22 protein-coding genes are annotated in these 19,692 nt (G+C 59.8%); 12 read left to right on the top strand and 10 right to left on the bottom strand.

Features of this window, described 5'->3' with window-relative positions; translation table 11 throughout:
• Positions 1-34: 34 nt before the first annotated feature.
• Complete coding sequence (gene exaC / locus AC6I7J_RS11595; protein ID WP_021506345.1) at positions 35-1,555, bottom strand: acetaldehyde dehydrogenase ExaC; 1,521 nt, start codon at positions 1,553-1,555, stop codon at positions 35-37.
• A gap of 272 nt (positions 1,556-1,827) precedes the next feature.
• Between exaC and AC6I7J_RS11600 the strand changes: the two genes are divergently transcribed.
• On the top strand, positions 1,828-2,391 hold the full coding sequence (locus tag AC6I7J_RS11600; protein ID WP_104092835.1) for a class I SAM-dependent methyltransferase: 564 nt from the start codon (positions 1,828-1,830) through the stop codon (positions 2,389-2,391).
• On the opposite strand, the gene AC6I7J_RS11605 is transcribed toward AC6I7J_RS11600, so the two are convergent.
• The gene (locus AC6I7J_RS11605; RefSeq protein ID WP_498005726.1) at positions 2,379-3,092 is read right to left on the bottom strand and encodes a glutamine amidotransferase; all 714 of its coding nucleotides are present in this window, start codon (positions 3,090-3,092) and stop codon (positions 2,379-2,381) included. The genes AC6I7J_RS11600 and AC6I7J_RS11605 overlap by 13 nt on opposite strands.
• Before the next feature lie 186 nt (positions 3,093-3,278).
• Here AC6I7J_RS11605 and AC6I7J_RS11610 point away from each other — a divergent pair, with 186 nt between their 5' ends.
• Positions 3,279-4,163, top strand: a complete 885-nt coding sequence (locus AC6I7J_RS11610) for a DMT family transporter (RefSeq protein ID WP_498007229.1) — start codon at positions 3,279-3,281, stop codon at positions 4,161-4,163.
• A 46-nt stretch (positions 4,164-4,209) separates the two neighbouring features.
• Positions 4,210-5,571 carry a CoA transferase gene (locus tag AC6I7J_RS11615; protein ID WP_238560972.1) on the top strand — a complete coding sequence of 454 codons (1,362 nt, stop codon included), beginning with the start codon at positions 4,210-4,212 and terminating at the stop codon, positions 5,569-5,571.
• Positions 5,572-5,575: 4 nt separating this feature from the next.
• On the opposite strand, the gene AC6I7J_RS11620 is transcribed toward AC6I7J_RS11615, so the two are convergent.
• From AC6I7J_RS11620 to ghrA, 3 genes are read right to left on the bottom strand one after another with little or no spacing between them, the layout of a single operon-like run.
• Positions 5,576-6,133: a TorD/DmsD family molecular chaperone gene (locus AC6I7J_RS11620; protein WP_021506350.1), complete on the bottom strand. Its 558-nt coding sequence runs from the start codon at positions 6,131-6,133 to the stop codon at positions 5,576-5,578.
• A gap of 27 nt (positions 6,134-6,160) precedes the next feature.
• On the bottom strand, positions 6,161-6,898 hold the full coding sequence (locus tag AC6I7J_RS11625; protein WP_021506351.1) for a phosphatase: 738 nt from the start codon (positions 6,896-6,898) through the stop codon (positions 6,161-6,163).
• A 19-nt stretch (positions 6,899-6,917) separates the two neighbouring features.
• Positions 6,918-7,856 carry a glyoxylate/hydroxypyruvate reductase GhrA gene (gene ghrA / locus AC6I7J_RS11630; RefSeq protein WP_498005728.1) on the bottom strand — a complete coding sequence of 313 codons (939 nt, stop codon included), beginning with the start codon at positions 7,854-7,856 and terminating at the stop codon, positions 6,918-6,920.
• A gap of 206 nt (positions 7,857-8,062) precedes the next feature.
• Between ghrA and treA the strand changes: the two genes are divergently transcribed.
• A complete protein-coding gene (treA, locus tag AC6I7J_RS11635; RefSeq protein WP_498005730.1) occupies positions 8,063-9,739 on the top strand; it encodes an alpha,alpha-trehalase TreA in 1,677 nt (558 codons plus the stop codon).
• Between the two features lie 243 nt (positions 9,740-9,982).
• Positions 9,983-12,079: a TonB-dependent siderophore receptor gene (locus tag AC6I7J_RS11640; protein WP_498005732.1), complete on the top strand. Its 2,097-nt coding sequence runs from the start codon at positions 9,983-9,985 to the stop codon at positions 12,077-12,079.
• Positions 12,080-12,141: 62 nt separating this feature from the next.
• On the opposite strand, the gene AC6I7J_RS11645 is transcribed toward AC6I7J_RS11640, so the two are convergent.
• A complete protein-coding gene (locus tag AC6I7J_RS11645; protein WP_021506355.1) occupies positions 12,142-12,390 on the bottom strand; it encodes a GlsB/YeaQ/YmgE family stress response membrane protein in 249 nt (82 codons plus the stop codon).
• A gap of 184 nt (positions 12,391-12,574) precedes the next feature.
• On the opposite strand from AC6I7J_RS11645, the gene AC6I7J_RS11650 reads away from it, so the two are divergent.
• Together AC6I7J_RS11650 and AC6I7J_RS11655 are read left to right on the top strand one after the other, a co-directional pair.
• Complete coding sequence (locus AC6I7J_RS11650) at positions 12,575-13,309, top strand: flagellar brake protein (protein WP_058757616.1); 735 nt, start codon at positions 12,575-12,577, stop codon at positions 13,307-13,309.
• An 89-nt stretch (positions 13,310-13,398) separates the two neighbouring features.
• Positions 13,399-14,526 (top strand): mechanosensitive ion channel family protein, encoded by a 1,128-nt coding sequence (locus tag AC6I7J_RS11655; RefSeq protein ID WP_394520914.1) that lies wholly within the window; start codon positions 13,399-13,401, stop codon positions 14,524-14,526.
• A 15-nt stretch (positions 14,527-14,541) separates the two neighbouring features.
• On the opposite strand, the gene emtA is transcribed toward AC6I7J_RS11655, so the two are convergent.
• Positions 14,542-15,171: a membrane-bound lytic murein transglycosylase EmtA gene (emtA, locus tag AC6I7J_RS11660; RefSeq protein WP_072208977.1), complete on the bottom strand. Its 630-nt coding sequence runs from the start codon at positions 15,169-15,171 to the stop codon at positions 14,542-14,544.
• A gap of 163 nt (positions 15,172-15,334) precedes the next feature.
• On the opposite strand from emtA, the gene ldcA reads away from it, so the two are divergent.
• Positions 15,335-16,258, top strand: a complete 924-nt coding sequence (ldcA, locus tag AC6I7J_RS11665) for a muramoyltetrapeptide carboxypeptidase (RefSeq protein ID WP_498005735.1) — start codon at positions 15,335-15,337, stop codon at positions 16,256-16,258.
• A gap of 23 nt (positions 16,259-16,281) precedes the next feature.
• Positions 16,282-16,944: an MBL fold metallo-hydrolase gene (locus AC6I7J_RS11670; RefSeq protein ID WP_021506360.1), complete on the top strand. Its 663-nt coding sequence runs from the start codon at positions 16,282-16,284 to the stop codon at positions 16,942-16,944.
• On the opposite strand, the gene AC6I7J_RS11675 is transcribed toward AC6I7J_RS11670, so the two are convergent.
• Both AC6I7J_RS11675 and AC6I7J_RS11680 read right to left on the bottom strand, forming a co-directional pair.
• Entirely contained in the window at positions 16,945-17,358 is a 414-nt protein-coding gene (locus AC6I7J_RS11675) for a GNAT family N-acetyltransferase (RefSeq protein WP_058757613.1), read from the bottom strand.
• Positions 17,359-17,379: 21 nt separating this feature from the next.
• Positions 17,380-17,763: a hypothetical protein gene (locus tag AC6I7J_RS11680; RefSeq protein ID WP_058780734.1), complete on the bottom strand. Its 384-nt coding sequence runs from the start codon at positions 17,761-17,763 to the stop codon at positions 17,380-17,382.
• A gap of 217 nt (positions 17,764-17,980) precedes the next feature.
• Here AC6I7J_RS11680 and AC6I7J_RS11685 point away from each other — a divergent pair, with 217 nt between their 5' ends.
• Positions 17,981-18,337 (top strand): DUF4186 domain-containing protein, encoded by a 357-nt coding sequence (locus AC6I7J_RS11685; protein ID WP_010617204.1) that lies wholly within the window; start codon positions 17,981-17,983, stop codon positions 18,335-18,337.
• Positions 18,338-18,355: 18 nt separating this feature from the next.
• On the opposite strand, the gene AC6I7J_RS11690 is transcribed toward AC6I7J_RS11685, so the two are convergent.
• Positions 18,356-18,535: a hypothetical protein gene (locus tag AC6I7J_RS11690; protein WP_031279245.1), complete on the bottom strand. Its 180-nt coding sequence runs from the start codon at positions 18,533-18,535 to the stop codon at positions 18,356-18,358.
• Between the two features lie 203 nt (positions 18,536-18,738).
• Between AC6I7J_RS11690 and AC6I7J_RS11695 the strand changes: the two genes are divergently transcribed.
• Together AC6I7J_RS11695 and AC6I7J_RS11700 are read left to right on the top strand one after the other, a co-directional pair.
• Entirely contained in the window at positions 18,739-19,068 is a 330-nt protein-coding gene (locus AC6I7J_RS11695; protein WP_498005737.1) for a hypothetical protein, read from the top strand.
• A 61-nt stretch (positions 19,069-19,129) separates the two neighbouring features.
• Positions 19,130-19,678 (top strand): hypothetical protein, encoded by a 549-nt coding sequence (locus tag AC6I7J_RS11700; RefSeq protein WP_058757703.1) that lies wholly within the window; start codon positions 19,130-19,132, stop codon positions 19,676-19,678.
• The last annotated feature ends 14 nt before the right edge of the window (positions 19,679-19,692 follow it).

Consider the following 19,692-nt stretch of genomic DNA (forward strand, 5'->3'; position numbering starts at 1 on the left):
AAGGCGGCAGCGGCGCGCACCGCTGCCGGTTAAATCAGAAAAAGCCGAGAGGTTGCGTGCTGTAGCTGACCAGCAAATTTTTGGTCTGCTGATAGTGATCGAGCATCATTTTGTGGGTTTCACGGCCAATACCGGATTTTTTATAGCCGCCAAACGCGGCGTGCGCCGGATAGAGGTGATAGCAGTTGGTCCAGACGCGACCGGCTTTGATCGCGCGACCTACGCGGTAAGCACGGTTGATATCGCGCGTCCACACGCCCGCACCGAGGCCGTAAATCGAATCGTTAGCGATGGCAATCGCTTCCGCTTCGTCTTTGAAGGTCAGCACGCCGACCACCGGTCCGAAAATCTCCTCCTGGAAGACGCGCATGCTGTTATCACCTTTCAGCAGCGTCGGCTGAATGTAGTAACCGCTGGCAAACGCCTCACCGATTTTCTCCACCCCGCCGCCGTGTAGCACCTGCGCGCCCTCCTGCTGAGCAATCTCCAGGTAAGAGAGAATTTTGTCGAACTGCTGCTGCGACGCCTGCGCGCCGATCATGGTCTCAGTATCGAGCGGATCGCCACGCTTAATGGTCTGGATGCGCTTCATCACCGCCGCCATAAACGGCTCAAAAATCGACTCCTGCACCAGCGCGCGTGACGGACAGGTACAGACTTCTCCCTGATTGAGGAAGCCCAGCACCACGCCTTCGGCCGCTTTTTCGATGAAGCTCTCCTCCGCCTGCATGATGTCTTCGAAGAAAATGTTGGGCGACTTGCCGCCCAGCTCGACGGTGGACGGGATCAGGCTTTTTGCCGCCAGCTCAAGAATGTGGCCGCCGGTGGCGGTCGATCCGGTAAAGGCGATCTTGGCGATACCCGGATGCGAAGCCAGCGCCTCGCCGGCCTCTTTGCCGTAGCCGTGCACCACGTTAATCACGCCCGGCGGCACCAGGTCTTTAATCAGCTCCATCAACAGGGTAATGGAGAGCGGCGTCTGTTCGGCGGGCTTCAGCACCACGCAGTTACCGGCACCGAGCGCCGGCGCCAGTTTCCACGCCGCCATCAGCAGCGGGAAGTTCCACGGGATAATTTGTCCGACAACCCCAAGCGGCTCATGAAAATGGTAGGCAGCGGTGAACTCGTCGATTTCTGCCGCAGTGCCTTCCTGGGCGCGCACGCAGCCGGCAAAGTAGCGGAAGTGGTCAACCGCCAGCGGCAAATCAGCCGCCAGGGTTTCACGCACCGGCTTACCATTATCCCAGGTTTCATTGACCGCGATGGCTTCCAGATTGGCTTCCAGCCGGTCGGCAATTTTTAGCAGCAGCAGCGAACGTGCCTGCGGCGAGGTTTTGCCCCATGCGTCCGCAGCGGCCTGCGCGGCGGCCACGGCGTTGTCGATATCCTGTTTATCCGAGCGCGGGAATTCGCCGATGGTCGAGCCGTTGATCGGCGTGGTGTTAACAAAATAGTTACCGTTCACCGGCGGAACAAATTCGCCGTTGATAAAGTTGCCATAACGCGATTGCAGATGGATGAGAGAACCGGTTTCTCCCGGAGCAGCGTAACGCATGGTGTTTCTCCTTGCGGGACAGAGTGGCGATTAACAACATTTAAACTTGTTATTAACATTGAGCGAACAATGCCAGCCTGTCAGATCGCTCAGCGGGAAACTGTGACCGCATCGAAGGAAAAGAGGGCATTAAGAAACGGCCCTGCCGTCACGCCATAACCTGCGCCTGTCGCAGACAGATAATTCCGAGTTTGGCCATAAGCGTGATGAAAAGCGGAACATGTGCGATTTGTGCGGTCAATATGAAGCAGACCCGTGAACAGGAGAACAAGATGCTGGCTTCAGCCCTGATGGTAATGCGCGCCAAAGCGAACTTCGTTCAGCAATTTATCCGCAATCCGCGCAAAATGGGCAGCATCACGCCCTCTTCAGCCGCCCTGTGTCGCGCCATGTGTGAAACGGTCAACTGGGAGCACAGCCTGCGCATTGCCGAGCTGGGCGCCGGCGACGGCGTGCTGACCCGTCATCTGCTGGCACATATGGCACCGCAGGCGCAGCTGGATGTGTTTGAAATCAGTCCCGAACTGGTAAAAGGGTTACGCCGCTGGAACGATGCGCGCATGCAGGTGCGCGCCTGCTCGGCAGAATATCTGTCCGGGGAGTACGACGTGATTTTTTCCGGCCTGCCGCTGCTGTCGCTGTCGCCCGCAACGCGCGACGCCATTCTCAGCGCAGTGCATGAAGGACTGGGGCCGCGCGGCGTGTTTGTCCAGTTTCAATACACCTCGCTGACGCAGCCCAGCCTGTCACGCTACTTTACCTGGCAGCGCCAGCGGGTGCTGAAAAATATGCCACCCGCCTGGGTTTATCGCTGTACGCGGCATTACGCGCCCTGAGCCTGCGCCTGCGGGCGCGTTTGCTGCCAGAAACGCTGCAGCAGCTCGCGCGCCCAGTCTTCGCCTGACAGCTGCGCGCCATCATCGCTGACGCCGGAAGGCAGACAGGCGGTCATGATGTTATGGTCGAATTCCGGATGGAACTGCACTGACAGCGCCTGCGGCGAATAGCGCAGGATCTGGCAACCATCCAGCGCTGAACGCGCCAGCACCTGTGCCTGCGGCGGCGGTACCAGCACCGACTGCCGGTGCGACAACCACGCCGGGAAGGCCGCTGGCAACTGTGCCAGCCACGGATCGCGGTGCGGGGTGCGCGTCAGGGTTTTCAGCCCGCGCTCCCAGCCGTTGGGGTTATCGCCCACTTTACCGCCCAGCGCATAGGCCATCAGCTGATGACCATAGCAAACGCCGAGCAGCGGCAGTTGCGCGTCGATGGCCGCACGAATCCAGGCGGCGGTGCGCTCGCTCCAGTCGGCGTGATCGGTTACCATCGCCCACGAACCGCTGAAAATCGCGCCGCTGATGCCAGAGAAAGCCGGCAGCTCTTCCCCGAGATGCGGCCGCACAATGACATAATCATCCGGCTGTAGCGCCAGGGCTGTAATAAACCACTGCGGTTGTTCACCAATTTTTGCCACAACCTGCGGCGGCGGCGTTTCGAGTTGAATCAAAGCAAGGGGTAAGGTGCGGGTCTGTGTCATGCCGAATACGGTCCTCAAATGATCGTGTTTCGGACATCCACTCTGACAGTAAATTTGCCCTCTGTCCTGGATTTTTCGGCATAAGCTAATGCCATTACGAAAAAAAGCGTCGCCCGCGTGCGCCAACCGATCGCCTTCGTGCCATCATTAGACGGTGACAACATCGATAAAACAAAGGACAGCAGCGTGGCGGTGCGGCATTTTTTTCTGGTTCTGATGGTGGTGTGCATCTGGGCGTTCAATAACGTGGCGATAAAGTGGGGATTGCTGGAGCTTCCGCCGCTGTTTCTGACCTGGATGCGCTTTGTGGTGGTGGCTATCGTGCTGGTGCCGTTTTGCCGCATCACGCGCGCCCAGCTGCCGTGGCTGCTGACGCTGGCGTTTACCTTTGGCTTCATGCACTTTTCGCTGCTGTTTGTCGGCATGCGCTATACCGATGCCGGCACCGGGGCCATTGTGGTCCAGCTGGGCACGCCGATTGCCATGCTGCTGGCGATGGGGGTGCTGAAGGAGAAACTGCGGCTGGTGCAGCTGTGCGGTATCGCCATCTCGCTGGCCGGGGTGGTGGTACTCTCCGGCAGCCCGACAATTCCGGCGTGGTGGGTGCTGTGTATTCTGCTGTGCAGCGCCACCGGCTGGGCGGTGAGCAACATGATTGTGAAAAAGTCACCGCCGATTAAACCGCTGACGCTTACCGGCTGGATCTCCTTCCTTGCGGTGCCGATTGTCGGCGCGGCCTCGTGGCTGACTGAATCGCAGCAGTTTACCGCGCTGAGCCACGCCGGCTGGCGCGGCTGGTTTGGCATCCTGTACAGCGCCCTCGCCTCATCGATTGTCGCCTATACGCTGTGGTACGCGCTGCTGAAAAAATATAACGTCAACCTGATCATGCCCTACTCGCTGCTGACGCCGGTGCTGGCGGTACTGATGGGCGTGCTGGTGCTGGGCGACAGCATGAACAGCTTCAAAATTCTGGGTGCGTCGCTGGTGGTGCTGGGGACGGCGATTGCGGTGATTAACCTGCGTAACCTGCGCATGCATGCCCGCTTTCCGCACCTGCGCCGCCGCTGATCCACTCTGCTATGCTTGAAGCTTGCGTGTTTTCCGGAGGTTTAGCATGGATTCTCAACGCGCTGCCGCATTGTGGCAGCAACTGTGGCAGGGATTGCGGGGTGCGGAACACGCGCCGACGATCCACTTTCTTCAGACCGACAGCTTCCCCTCGGCTTTTGCCGTTAGCGAACTCGCCGCCACCAGCATCGGCCTCGCCAGCCAGGCGCTGAGCGATCTGCTGGGGCGTCCGGCCCCGGTCAGCGTCAACGTCCGCCTGGCCTCGCGCTGGTTTCAGCACAGCCTGACGCCGCTGAACCGTCCGCCAGCCGCCCAGTGGGATGCGCTGGCCGGTGACTATCCGTGCGAGGATGGCTGGATCCGCCTGCACACCAACGCACCACACCATCGCGCTGCCATGGCGCGCGTGCTGGGCGAGCACGCCGATCGGTCATCGCTGGCGGCGGTGGTGGCACGCTGGCAAGGACACGCGCTGGAGCAGGCCGTGGTCGACGCCGGCGGCTGTGCCGCCTGGATGCGCAGCGCACAGCAGTGGCAGCAGCACGCGCAGGGACTGGCGGTAAGCGAAGAAGCGCTGATTGCCCAACGGGCAACCGGCGAAGCGCCCACGCCGGGCTGGGCGCTGCTGCCGGCGCGACCGCTGCTGGGCGTGCGGGTGCTGGATCTGACGCGCATCATTGCCGGACCGGTAGCGACCCGCTTTCTGGCCAGCCTCGGCGCGCAGGTGCTGCGCATCGATCCGCCCGGCTGGCGTGAACCGACGCTGGAAGAGGAGATCAACTGCGGCAAACGCTGCGCGCAGCTGGATATCAAAACCCGCGCCGGGCGCGATCGGCTGATTACGCTGCTACAGCATGCGGACGTGCTGGTGCACGGCTACCGCGCGGACGCACTGGAAAAGCTGGGGCTGGATGCGGAGAGCCGTCAGCGGCTGGCGCCGGGGCTGGTGGATGTCAGCCTCAACGCCTGGGGCTGGCACGGGCCGTGGCGCAACCGGCGCGGTTTTGACAGCCTGGTGCAGATGGCCTGCGGCATCGCCGAACAGGGTATGCGCTGGCAGGCAGGGGTTAAACCGACGCCGCTGCCGGTGCAGGCGCTGGATCACGCCACCGGCTATATGATGGCGGCCGCGGTGCTGGAAGGATTACGCCAGCGCCGCGTTAACGGCACCGGCTGGCAGGCGCGTTTGTCGCTGGCGCGTACCGCGCTGCTGCTTCAGCAGCACGGCGCAGCGCCACAAGGCGAACAGCGTGGCATTACGCCGCAGCCGCACGATGCGCTGAGCGCGCTGGAGATCAATCGCTGGGGGATTGGCGAGCGCCTGCGCGCCGCGGCTTATCTGCCCGGTACGCCGATGCTGTGCGCGGCACCGGCGCAGCTGCCCGGCAGCAGCCATCCCTGCTGGTGACGACTCAGGCGTCGTCGCCCTCTTCACGCAGTTCGTCATACATCGCCTGAATCGCCTCACGGCTCAGCGCCGCCAGCGTGCGATAAAACGCGGTGGTGGCGTGGGCTTCCACTTTACCGAGGAAGGCACCGCACCACGGCAGCAGGTAGTCATCGAACAGCGCCAGCTGGGCTGCCGCCTCATCTTCCGCAGACTGATCTTCCAGCCAGGAGGCCGCCAGCAGCAGCACGCCAAAGTGATCGGCCGGCGACTCGCTCAGTGGCATACCGCGTGAGGTTAAAAACGCCCGCACCTCGGCTTCCTGCGGTCCGTTCGGCCACTGTGAGGCGTACGGCGGTACGCTGCAGTCGCTGCCGACGAACAGCGCATTGTAATCCGCCGCCAGCGCCTGTGGATCGCTATTCTGCTGCAGCCGGGTCAGCAGTTCATCCTGCTCAAGCGGCCACTGATCTTTCAGTTTGCCTTCGCGCAGCAGGGTGAACAGCGGCACCAGCAGCGGGTCCTGCGGCTGGCGATTAAACAGCGAGCCGATGACGCGGCAGAGAATGGAAAACTCATTCATGCAACAGAATTCCTTGAGGCAAAAAAGTTAAAAGTCGGCAAATTCCGCAATGTGTTTGCCGGTGCGCTGTTCGAGAAAGTCGAGCAGGCGACGCGGCGTGACATTTAACACGCGATCCTGCGGAAAATCCACTTCGCGCGTAATACGCAGGCAGTGTTCGAAATCACCGAGCGTAAAGGCGGTGTGCGAGTCGGAGCCAAACGCCAGCCGGCCACCGGCGTCACGCACCGCTTCCGCAATCGCGCGGCAGTTAGGTTCACTGCCCGGACGCGAATGGGTAAATGACGAGTTGTTGATCTCCAGCGCCACATCGTAGTGCGCGGCGGCTTCCGCGATGGCGCGAATATCCACCGGGAATTTCGGGTTGCCCGGATGGCTGATGATGTGCACCAGTCCGCTGGCCATGGTGGCAATCATCGCTTCGGTGTGGTGGGCCTTGTCGCGCGGCGCATAGACCGGCTCGTGGAAGCCAGCGACGATCAAATCCAGCGCATCCAGCATCGGCCCGCTGCAATCAATCTCACCCTGCTGATTCTTGATGTTGGCTTCAATGCCGCGCAGCACGCCGACGCCGTCAATCACGCGCGGCCAGATGCGCATATTCACAAAATGCCAGTAGTGCGGCGCATCGGCCATGTCCGGACCGTGATCGGTAATGGCGAACAGCTTCAGGCCGTTCTGTTTCGCCTGCGCGACGTAATCGTGCAGCGTGCTGTAAGCATGGGTGCTGGCCACGGTGTGCATATGTAAATCGACGGGATACATCCTCTTCTCCTCTGGTGAATTAATAGCCGCGCTGGCGATCGACCAGACCGTGCGGCTGTTGGCCCTGCTCCAGTGCCGTGATGGCACCGGCGATATAGTCCATCGCCTCATGCGGCAAGGTGGTGGCGGCATTATGCGGGGTAATCATGACATGTGGATGAGACCACAGCGGACTCGCGGCCGGCAGCGGTTCCACCTGGAATACGTCCAGCGCGGCGGCGGCCAGCTGACCGCTCTCCAGCGCCGCCAGCAGATCGGCCTCTACCACGTGCGCACCGCGCGCGAGGTTGAGGAAACAGGCGCCGCGCGGTAGCGCGCTGAGAAAGGCACCATCGATCAGGTTGCTGGTTTCCGGCGTGGCGGGCAGCAAATCAATTAATACCTGACTGTCAGCGAGAAAATCCGCCAGCTGGTCACGGCCGTGAAAGGTGGTGACCCCCGCTATCTGCTTCGGCGAGCGGCTCCAGCAGCGCAGCGGGAAGCCCCACTGGCGCAGGCTCTCCAGCACGCTGCGGCCAAGCACGCCCGCCCCCAGCACGCCAATGGTAAAAGTAGCACGTTCGCGGTCCGGCAGCGGCTGCCATAGCGCCTGTCGCTGCTGCTGGTGATAGTCGGCGAAGCGGCGGAACCAGCCCAGCACGCACCAGTTCGCATACTCCTGCATCTGGCGTGCCATGCCGGTGTCTTCCAGCCGGTAGAGCGGCACTGCATCTGCCAGCATCTCAGGGTGCGTGCGCAGCTGCCGCAAAATTTCGTCCACGCCGGCCCCCATGGCGAATACGCCACGCAGCGCCCGTCCCGCCAGCATCTCCACCGGCGGCGATCGCACAATGGCGTAGTCGGCGGGCGCACTGTCGCCCGGCTGCCACTGGCGGATGCGCACCGACGGCAGACGCTGGCGCATGCCGTCCAGCCACGGCTGCGGATTCAGCGACGGGTGATACCAGATGATCTCCATACTGTTCTCCTTTTTTTCTTTCAGCCTCAGTCAAATAGCGGCGCAGGGCAAGTAAAAACCCGCGCCGCACCGCAATTTTCCGGCGATTAATCGCGAAGGCTTCACATTTCCGCCGCTGCAAAAGGCTAAGCGGCGCGTTAACGTCTAAAGTTGTTCGGGTGGTCAATGCGTTAGCGCACCACCTTTTCGGACAAGGAGAAAAACCGATGATAAAAAATGTAGTGTTTACGCCTGCGCGTCTTACCCTGTTGCTCAGCGCGGCGCTGCTGAGCGCGTCTGCTGTGCACGCTGAGGATAACAGCCGCATGCTCAGCGCCCAGCCGCAGCCGCCGGATGTGCGACTCGGCCCACTATTCAGTGCCGTGCAGCAGGCCAGATTTTATCCGGACCAGAAAACCTTTGCCGATGCGGTCCCCAAATATGACCCGGCGTCGATTCTCGCCGACTGGCAGATGCAGAAAAATCAGCGTAATTTCGATTTCAGGCGCTTCGTGGACACCAACTTCATCCTGCCCAAAGCGCAGGATAAATACGTGCCGCCCGACGGCCAGAGCCTGCGCGCGCACATCAATGGCCTGTGGCCGGTGCTGACGCGCAGCACGCCAACGGCCAGCCAGTACGATTCGCTGCTGCCACTGCCGAAACCGTACGTGGTGCCAGGCGGGCGTTTCCGCGAAGTCTATTACTGGGACAGCTACTTCACCATGCTCGGGCTGGCAGAGAGCGGCCACTGGGATCGGGTGCATGATATGGTGGACAACTTCGCCAGCGAGCTGGACAAGTACGGCCACATCCCCAACGGCAACCGCAGCTACTATCTCAGCCGCTCGCAGCCGCCGTTCTTCAGCCTGATGGTGGATTTGCTGGCCAGCCACAAGGGAGATGATGTCTACCGCCAGTATCTGCCACAGCTGCAAAAAGAGTACGACTACTGGATGGCGGACAGCGACAAGGTGGCTGCCGGCCAGGCGAGCAAGCGCGTGGTGAAGCTCAGCGACGGCACCCTGCTCAATCGCTACTGGGATGACCGTGACGTGCCGCGCACCGAATCCTGGCTGGACGATGTCAACACCGCGAAAAAAGCGCCTGAGCGCAATAAACAGCAGGTGTATCGCGATCTGCGCGCGGGCGCCGCCTCGGGCTGGGACTTCAGCTCACGCTGGTTCACCGATGCGCACAATCTGGCCTCGATTCGCACCACCCAGCTGGCCCCGGTGGACCTCAACAGCCTGCTGTTCCACCTGGAGCAGACGCTGGCGAAAGCCGCGAAGCTGGCAAAGCAGAATGACAAAGCGCAGCAGTTTGCGGCGGATGCAGAGAAGCGCCAGGCGGCGATCAATCGTTACCTGTGGGATGACAAACAGGGCTGGTATGCCGACTACGATTTCCAGAAAAAGCAGGTGCACAATCAGCTCACCGCCGCCACGCTGTTCCCGCTGTATATGCAGCTGGCGGGCGACAAACAGGCGGAACGCACCGCTGCCGCCGTGGAAAAACAGCTGCTGAAACCAGGCGGGCTGGTCACCACGACGGTAAACAACGGCCAGCAGTGGGATGCGCCTAACGGCTGGGCCCCGCTGCAGTGGGTAGCGGTCGAAGGTCTGGAGCACTACAAGCAGAACCAGCTGGCACAGCAGATCGGTCAGCGCTTCCTGCAAAATGTGCAGCAAACTTACGATCGCGAGCACAAGCTGGTCGAGAAGTATGTGGTCGACGGTGCCCAACTGGGCGGTGGTGGCGGCGGTGAGTATCCGCTGCAGGACGGCTTTGGCTGGACCAACGGCGTAACGCTGAAGCTGCTGGATAAGTATTGTCCGAAAGATAAAACCTGTAATAGCACGCGCGACATCCCATCAATGCCGACGCTAAACGCGGCGAAATAACCCTGACGTCAGGTGCGCCGCCGTGCGCACCTGCTTCTCAGGCCCGATGCCACAGCCAGGCGATGACCATGCCCGGCGCTGCGGCATCCCCTGCGCATCACACTTTTCCATTACTTATCTTTTACACCTTGAAACACCCCTTACTAAAAGATAATAATTCTCAATCTTAAAATGACTCTTTTTCTCATCGTTAGCCGCCGCGCTGGTGTGGTGCGGCTTTTGTTCTCTGCCAAAGGAATCATTATGACCGCGCTTTACCCCCTCAACCGTGGCCGGCTGCTGTGCGCGCTGGCGCTGGCGTTTCCGGCACTCGGCGTTGCCGAACCCTCTCTGGTGGTCACCGCACAGCCGCAGGAGAGCGCCACCTCGCCCACGACGGGCTATCTCGCCACCCGCAGCGGCGCCACGAAAAGCGATCGTCCACTCGTCACCACGCCGCAGTCCATTTCCGTGGTGACGCGTCAGCAGATTGACGATCAGGGCGCGCAGGATCTGAACCAGGCGCTGGGCTATACCCCGGGGGTTTTCACCAACTTTGGTGGCGCGGCCACGCGTTACGACACCATTTCGCTGCGCGGTTTCCACGGCGGTGACGTCGACAACACCTTCCTTGACGGTCTGCGCGTGATGAGCGACGGCGGCAGCTTCAACATCCTGCAGGTGGATAACTGGTTCCTTGACCGCATCGACGTAATTAAAGGCCCCTCTTCTGCCCTTTATGGTCAGACGGTGCCAGGCGGGCTGGTGAACATGGTCACGAAGCGGCCGCAGTTTGCTTCACAGGGCCATTTACGCTTCGCCACCGGCAGCAATGCCAGTAACAGCGCCGCCTTTGATTACACCGACGCGATTAACGATCAATGGGCGTACCGCCTGACCGGCATCACGCGCAACAGCGATACCCAGTACGACCACACGCGCGAAGAGAAATACGCGCTGTCACCCCAGCTGCTGTGGCAGCCGGATGAAGACACCAGCCTGCTGCTGCGTGCTTATCTGCAAAAAGATCCCTCAGGCGGCTATCACGGCTCGGTGCCGGCGGAAGGCACGCTGTACAGCCACAATGGCCGCTGGCTGAGCGACGGCTTCTATGAGGGCGACAGCGCGCTGGATCAGTTCAAACGTCATGAGCAGATTTACGGCTACGACTTTTCGCACCGTTTCGATGAGGTATGGTCGGTGCACAGCACCGGCAGCTACAGCCATTCCAACGTGGCGCTCGACCAGGTGTACCAGATTGGCTGGAACAGCAACAATCCGGACCTGCTCAACCGCTACTACTCCGGTGAGCGCTCTTCGCTCAGCGCATGGGCGACCGATAACCAGCTGCAGGCGGAGTTTGCCAGCGGTGCGCTGCAGCATCGCGTCACGCTTGGCGCGGAGTATCACCGCTACAAAAATGATCTGAGCGACGCCAGCGGCGCTGCCTCACCGCTGAATGCCTGGAACGGCGAGGCCATCGGCAGCCAGCCGGATTACCTCTGGACAGCGCAGACGCGCCGCTACTATCAGAGCGGCCTCTATCTGCAGGATGAGATGGCGTGGCAGCGCTGGCATCTGGATTTGTCTGGTCGCTATGACCGCATCGTGTCAGAGAATGGCAATAGTCGTCGTCAGGACGATCACGTCAGCGGCCGCGCCGCGCTGCTGTACGCCTTTGATAACGGCGTGTCGCCGTACGTCAGCTGGAGCCAGGCGATAACCCCGGCTTCGCTGACCGATCCCGACGGGAATCAGCTGAAACCGACCACCTCAGAACAGTATGAAGCCGGGGTGAAATACCAGCCGAACGGCACGCGCGATCTCTACAGCGTGGCCCTGTACGATCTGACGCAGAACGATGTGGCCAACCGTAACGTGCAGGACGGCACCTACACCCCGTCCGGCAAAGTGCATGCGCAGGGCATTGAACTGGAGGCGCGCAGCCAACTGACCGAACGGTTCAGCACCATTGCCGGTTATACGCTCAACCATCTGCGCTTTAAGGATTCCGTGGACGGCAACGATGGCCATACGCCTTACGTCACGCCAAATAGCATGGCGTCGCTGTGGGGGCATTATCAGTTTGATTACGGCCTGAGCGCGGGTGCCGGGGTGCGCTATATTGGCCGCCAGTGGGCCGATAACGAAAACACCACCCGTTTGCCGTCGGTGACCCTGTTTGACGCCTCGCTGCGCGCCGATCTGGGCGCGTGGCAGTCGAGCCTGAAAGGTGCCTGGCTGCAGCTGAATGCCCGCAATCTGACGGATAAAAAGTATCTGGCAGCCTGCTACGGCACCGGTTACTGCTATCGCGGCGCGGAGCGGACGCTGACCGCCACAATCGGCTACGATTTCTGACGACATAAAAAAATCCGCAGCCCCGGACGGGACTGCGGATCTTGTTGAATCGTGATTTGGCGTCAGCTGCGGACTTTACGGTAGATCCACAGCACCACAATGGCACCGATCACCGCGACCACAAAGCTGCCAAAATTGAAGCCGTCGACCCGGCCAAAGCCGAACAGGGTACTGATCCAGCCGCCCACCACCGCACCGACAATCCCGAGTACCACGGTCAAAATAAATCCGCCGCCATCTTTACCTGGCATGATCCATTTAGCGATAATCCCGGCAATCAGACCAAAAATAATCCATGAAAGAATACCCATTTGCTGCTCCTTACGTTATGAATCAAGGTGTTCATCGCGCTAAGTATAGCCGGGAATTTTTTCTCTGCTACATCAACATCATGATGAATTCGTTCACGCCGGCTAAAGCTTTTACCGCCCCGGTCGATAACCGACGAAGAGCAGTGGCACTCGTAAAATAGCAATCGGACAGGTGGAGCAGGACGTGAAAGACGCCGATAAAGAACAATATCTCAAGCGCGGTACGCTAGCGGTGTTGAACGTGATGAAGGATTTGTTGCGTTATCAAACCCTGCTGATGGTCAATTTCTCCCGTGGTCAGTTCATCAGCCGGCTGCTGGCCGCGGATGAAGATCGGGTAATTTTTGATCTCGGCAGCAACGCGCTGGACAATGATTTGGCACTGCAGGGTGGCGAAGTGAATATCGCGGCCGAAACCCACGGTGCCAAAGTGGAGTTTGGGCTGCAGGGATTAACCCGCATCGATTATGACGGCCTGCCCGCCTTTGCCGCCGCGCTGCCCGACCTGGTGTGGCAGATTCAGCGCCGGGAATTCTTTCGCGTCAACGCGCCGCTCGAACCGGTATTTTACTGCCACAGCCAGTGGCCGGACGGCAGCACCGCGCGCTTTCGCCTGCAGGATCTGTCGCTCGGCGGCGTCGGCGTGCTGCTGGATGAGGCGCTGCCGGAAGGTCTTAACCGTGGCGATACCTTCAAAAAGCTGCGCGTTGAGCTGGGCGAATATGGCCAGTTCGAAGTGACCGCACAGCTGCTGCACATCGGCGAGCGCAGCACCGTGACCAGCAAGAACGAAACCCGCATCACGCCGCGGCTTAGCTTCCGTTTTACCGCCATCGAACCGGTGCAGGAGCGTCAGCTGCAGCAGGTGATTTTTGCGCTGGAGCGGCTGGCGCGCGACAAGGCCAATCGCTTCCAGTAAACCGCCGGCGTCCCGCGCGACGCCAGCGTAGTCTATGCTTTCTCCTTGCACATTCTTTTCACCGGCTCCCAGCAAGGAGATTCTCCCCAATGGAAAACTGGCTTTCTGCCCATCGTTTACAACTTATCTTTCTCAATCAAAACTTCTGGATTAATAGCGCCATCATTGTGTTCGGCACGCTGATTGTTTACTGGCTGCTGCGCACCGTTATTCGTTTTGTCTCTAACCGCATCGCCCACTACAGCGAACAGCGCCACGTGCGCTTCACCGGCATTCTGGTGGAGATTCTGCGCAGCACCAGTCAGCTGCTGCTGCTGATCTTCTCGCTGTTGATAACGCTGAAATTTGTCGATCTGCCGGACAGCTGGAGCGTCGCCATCGCCCACGGCTGGTTCCTGGCGCTGATTCTGCAGCTCACGCTGTGGATTGACGGCGGCATTCGCCTGTGGCTGCACTCGTTGCTGCGCGATCCGCTGCACGTGCGCAATCCGGTCACCACGGTGATCCTTGGCATTCTGCTACGCGTCGTGGTGTGGGTGATGATGCTGCTGGCGATCCTCTCCAATATGGGGATCAATATCACCGCGCTGGTGGCCAGCCTCGGCGTCGGCGGTATCGCCATCGCGCTGGCGATTCAGACGGTGCTGAGCGATGTGTTCGCTTCGCTGGCGATTGGCTTCGATAAGCCCTTTGAGCACGGCGACTTTATTGTGTTCGGCGACATCGCTGGCTCCATTGAGCACATTGGCCTGAAAACCACCCGGCTGCGCAGTCTCGGCGGCGAACAGATTGTCTGCTCCAACACTATTCTGCTGCAGCAAACCATCCACAACTACAAACGCATGCAGCAGCGACGCATCGTGTTTAAGTTCGGGATTAATTACGGCACGCCGGCGGAGAAAGTGCGGCAGATTGGCGGCATGGTGCAACGCATCATTGAAGGCGTGCCGGACACGCGTTTTGATCGCGCCCATTTCCTGTCGTTTGACGAATCGCAGCTGACGTTTGAGGTGGTCTATTTCGTGCTGAGCGCCGATTACAACAAATACATGGACATTCAGCAGGAGATTAACCTGCAACTGATGGCGCAGCTGGAGCAGAAACAGATTCGTTTCGCCTTCCCGATGCGCCGCGTGGAGTTCACCGGCGGCGTGCTGCCGCGCATTAACCTCAGCGATGCCTCAAATGAGGCTGCGGCAGAGCGCGCACAGTACTGAGTCCCGCCAGCGGCATTAGCCGATGGTGCGATAGGCGGTGGTGACTTTCCACAGGTAGCGCGGCGCCTGGGCGGCCGGATGCTTGTTCTGCACGTGCTGGTAGAACTCATCCGGCGTCATGGCGTTGATCATTGCAATGGCGCGATCGCGGTCGCGGGAGAAGGTGCGCAGCAGCGCGCCGGCGCCGTTGGCATAGGAAACAATAGTGGCATAGCGCAGCGTCAGCGGATCGCGAATGCCCGCCAGCGCGGAATCCTGCAGAATCCGGATATAGGCCGCGCCGATATCAATATTTTTCGCCGGGTCGCGCAGTTCGGAGTTACTCGGCTGGCCGTGGCGTCCCTGTGCGCGATACACCTCGCGTCCGGCGGTGGCGGCTTTGATCTGCATCAGCCCGACCGCGTTAGAACGGCTTACCACGGTTGGGTTGCCCCCGGATTCGACACTAATAATGGCGCTGATCAGCTTCTCATCAACGCCATAATGACTGGCGGCATCTTCGGTAAACAGTGACCATGCATCATTCACTTTCGACGGCGGCGCCTGGGTTAATGGCGTATTCTTCTCCGGCGTCACCGGTTTTTCCGGCTCGCTGGCACAGCCAGCCAGCAGCAAAGCAGACAGCATAAGTAGTCGAATTTTCACTGATTTTTGGTTCCGCTATAGGATTGGCGCAAGCTATCATAACCATGACGGTAAAAGGTAAAATTACCGTTTATCCTAAATACGTAAAAAACCTTGTGCTACCGTGACTTCGGTAACGCATTTCGTCATCATCGGCAGGCCAACAGACAGCAGGATGGAAGTTATGCTCGCCCCTCGTTCAATACGCCTCATCGCCCCTTCCGGTTATTGCCACAATCAGGACGCCGCCCGGCGCGCGGTGGAGCGCCTGCAGGCGCAAGGCCATCAGTTGCAAAATCCCGACGCCATTACGCGTCGCTGGCAGCGTTTTGCCGGTGATGACGCGCAGCGCCTGCAGGATGTGAATGCGCTGGCGTCGCTGGCGTCGCTGCCGGATATCGTACTGGCGGTGCGCGGCGGCTATGGTGCCTCACGCCTGCTCGATCACCTCGACTATGTGGCGCTGCAGCATCGCCTGCTTAATCAGCCTGTCGCGCTGTGCGGCCACAGTGATTTCACCGCTATTCAGCTGGCGCTGCTGGCGCAAACCGGGCTGATCACCTTCAGCGGACCGATGCTGGCCGGCAATTTTGGCGCGGAGGCTTTATCTGAATTTACCGTCAGCCACTTTTGGCAGGCGCTAACATCTCCTACAGTCAATCTGGCGTGGCACAGCGCCAGTCCGGATCGCGGCCGCTGGCAGGGCACGCTGTGGGGCGGCAACCTGGCGATGATCTGCTCCCTGATTGGCACGCCGTGGCTGCCGCAGATTGAAGACGGCATTCTGGTGATCGAGGATGTGAATGAGCATCCGTTCCGCATTGAGCGTATGCTGATTCAGCTGCAGCAGAGCGGTATTCTGGCGCGCCAGCGCGCCATTGTCACCGGCAGCTTCACCTGCACCGCCCTGTCCGATTACGACAACGGCTTTGATTTCGCCACGGTGTGGCAGCGGTTGCGTGACGAGTACCAGATTGCGGTAATCAGCGATCTGCCGTTTGGCCATGATGCCGATACCGTGACGCTGCCGCTCGGCGCCAGCGCCACGCTTGAGATTGACCAGGGCGCCGCGCGGTTAGCTTTTACCGGCCATCCGACGTTGCGCTGACGTGTTGCCGCAGGAGACCGCTATTGAAGCCGCTGTACGAAGACTTGTGGATCTCCACGCCGGAATTTCCCGCCGAAGAGACGGCAAATGATTTAATGATGCACGGGTTTATGCTGCGCCATCCGCGCGGCAACCTGTTGATTGGCCGCGTTGAGCAGTTGCTGGATCATGAAGTGCTCGCGGACGCGGGCGGCGTGATTCGCCACTATTTTACCCACTGGCACGAAGCCGCGCCGGGCGCGCGGGCCATTCAGCAGCGTTTCAATAGTGCGCTGTATTGCCACAGCCGCTCGCTCGGCCCGGTGAGCCTGGTGATTGAGCCGGACGAAACCTTCACGCATCAGGACGTGCACTTTGGCGACTTTCACCTGCTGCCCACGCCGGGCCACACGCCGGGCAGCTGCAGCTACCTGTATCACTCACCGCTCGGCCAGACCTACCTGTTTGTCGGCGACACCCTGACGCGGGATTACCATCGCTGGATTAGCGTGCTGGTGCCGGACAGTAATCCTGCGGAGCTGCAGCAGTCGCTGGAGCTGTACCGCTCGCTGCGCCCGGATGTGGTGCTGATGAGCACCACGCGCGGGCATCTCTCCTGGGCGAAGGTCGATTTACAGAGCTGGCTGGCCGCGATTGATGAAGCAGAACAGTCGCCGCTGGATCTGCGCCAGCAGCCACTGCTGTGATTACAGCGTCTTGCTCAGATAGTGACGCTGATGTTCGCGCGGATAGTGATCAAGGCTAAAACGTAGCGTATAGCCAAGCTTTTCATAAAACGGCCGCGCCTGAAAGCTGGCAGTATCCACCTGAGCGTAACGGCAGCCGCGTGCGCGGGCTTCCTGTTCGGCAGCCTGAATCAGCTGGCTGCCGGCGCCCTGCCCGCGTAACCCATCGCTGACCCACAGCATATCAATACGTAACCAGTTGCCATAGGTTGAGCCCGTCAGACCCGCCAGCTTTTTCCCGGCGCCGTCTTTAATGAACACACCGATGGCTTTCATCTCATTGATATCAATAAAGCGGCTGTTGAAGGCGTTCAGGCCGAGGCGCATTTCATCCAGATCCTGATGCGTGACGCTATCCGTAACGCTTAATTGCATGGTCGGCTCCTTGTGGCGGCATTATGAAGAGGGGTGCTGGCGGTCGTCGTAGCGCTCCAGCGACAGAATATCAGCATCGCGTTTTTCCGTGCGGTTGCAGGGCAACAGCTTATCGCTGTCGGCGTAGACGAAAAAGGTTTCGCCGCTGTTTTTATTCACGATCAGCTGATCGCCATTGCGGAAACGGGTAATGGCGACCTTATCGCCGTCCTGCAGATGCGTGCGCTGCTGCCCGGCGGCAATCTGGAAATGCCGGGTTGGCCACATCAGCGTGCTGAGCCCGTAGGCGGCACGCGATACCGTCATGGTGGGGCGGCCCGGGCAGGTAATCTGGAATTCGCTTTCGCTCCACGCGGGGGCAATCTGGCAAGCCATCAGGAGCGCGGCAAGGGTTATCGCCTTCATGGGGTTCTCCACTGAGGTTAGATCATGATTTTACAGGAATTTAATTGGCCAGAGGGTAACATACAACCGCCGCCGGTGCGGTAATCTGCGACCGCGGGTCAGCCACTGCGGGCAGGAAGAACGCCTCCACATCGCTGATTTTGTGAGGTTTTATGCGATCGGGATATCTTTGTAACGAGTTAAGTAAAATGCGCTAAGATCGCGTCAGGAGGATGTTATGCGAGATGAACAGGCATTATTCGCGCGGCTGGCGCAATCACCGTTTCGCCGCCGCTTCCATTTAGGCGCGAAAGAGCGGCAGTACTGTATTGAGAAAGGCCCGGCGGTGATCGATCAACATGCGGCCGATTTTATCCAGCAAAGACTGGCCGCAGCCGAACCAAAGAATGATGGCAAACAGACGCCAATGCGCGGCCATCCGGTATTTATCGCCCAGCACGCCACGGCAACCTGCTGCCGCGGCTGTCTGGCAAAATGGCATGGCATTGCTGCGCATCAGCCGTTAACGGCAGAGCAGCAGCAATATATGGTGCGGGTGATTCACCGCTGGCTGGTGGGTGAAATAAATGGTTAAGACCGGGATGGGATGGAGCTACTCTGCCGCGACCTGCGCGGCCACCAGCATCAGCGCCAGTCCGGCATCGTCTGGATCGAAACGCTGCATAACTTCATGGATCGCCGTCACGCAGTTCATCACCTGCTGTTTTTTGTCGGCGTCTAACTTATCAATCGCGTGCTGAAGAATCATTAAACTGGCTTCTTCTTCTCTCATGGATTTACCCTTGTTTTGCTTACCTGGTGCGCAACGCTGGCAAGAATAACGTTTATCTGCTAGCAAAGTCACCCCTTTACATGCTTACCGCTTAACGATTAAACAAATGGCAAATGGGCAGTGGCGTCAGACATGCTATGATCGGATCAGTGGCGCGCATCGTCAGGCCAGCATAAATCAGGGAATGCACCAGGAACAGGACCATGTTAAGACTCAGTTTTCTACTCACAGTTATCCTGCTGGCTGGCTGCAGCTCCACGCCGAAAGGCGTCGATTGCCCCGGCGAGGTCGCAACGCTCTATGGTCAGTCGCTGGGCCACACCGAAGGGCGCATTTTCGATTTGGTGAATTCGTTTTCGGTGGCACGCGATGGCGTAACGCTGAGCAGCGGCGCACTGCACTCCACCGACCGTTTCCGCTATGTCCCTTCTGCCGTGACGCCGGAAAGCTTTTATGCACAGCGGCTGAGCGACAAGCAGTTCCGCCTGATCAACCCGGCGCGTAACACCATGATTACCTGGACGTGTCCATAAGCCGTGCGTGGCGCGCGCAGATGGTTTATTGTCAGCGTTTGTCATGCTGCGGACCTGCATTATGGAAAAGAGTCTGGACAATAACGGTTATATCGATTTCCCCTTTCCGGCCACCCGAGACGCGGATGGCTCGGTCAACCCGTGCGGTTTTGACCTGACGCTGGAAACCGATCGCATTGATGAGATCGCCGCCGGTAAACATTCTGAAAATTTGCGTCGTCTGCTGGAAGAGGTCAATCTGCAGGATGGCCTGTTTATGACGCTGGCCTGTGACTGGCAGCAGCGCGCAGATGGCGTGTGCGGCTTTCTCGATGTGGCGTTCCGCCCCACGCTGGACTGTAGCAGCGAAGAGACACAGAGCCTCGATCAGTTCTTTGAGATGTATCTGCGCCGCCAGGAGCAGCAGCACAGCATGCCGCGTGACGCGCTGGTCAACTATGCGCGCGCGGTGCTGGACTGGAGCTGGTCGCCGCTGCAGCAGCGCCATCGCCGCTATGAGAAGGTCACCATTCGCTATTACTGCCAGCAGGCGGACGATGCCGAATGGTGTTTTGATCATCTGCGCCACTTCCTGGTGAGCTGGTACCCGGCGTATCGCGACCAGCAGTGAGGGCGTCCGCGTGA

The sequence above is a fragment of the Type-C symbiont of Plautia stali genome (assembly GCF_059730935.1).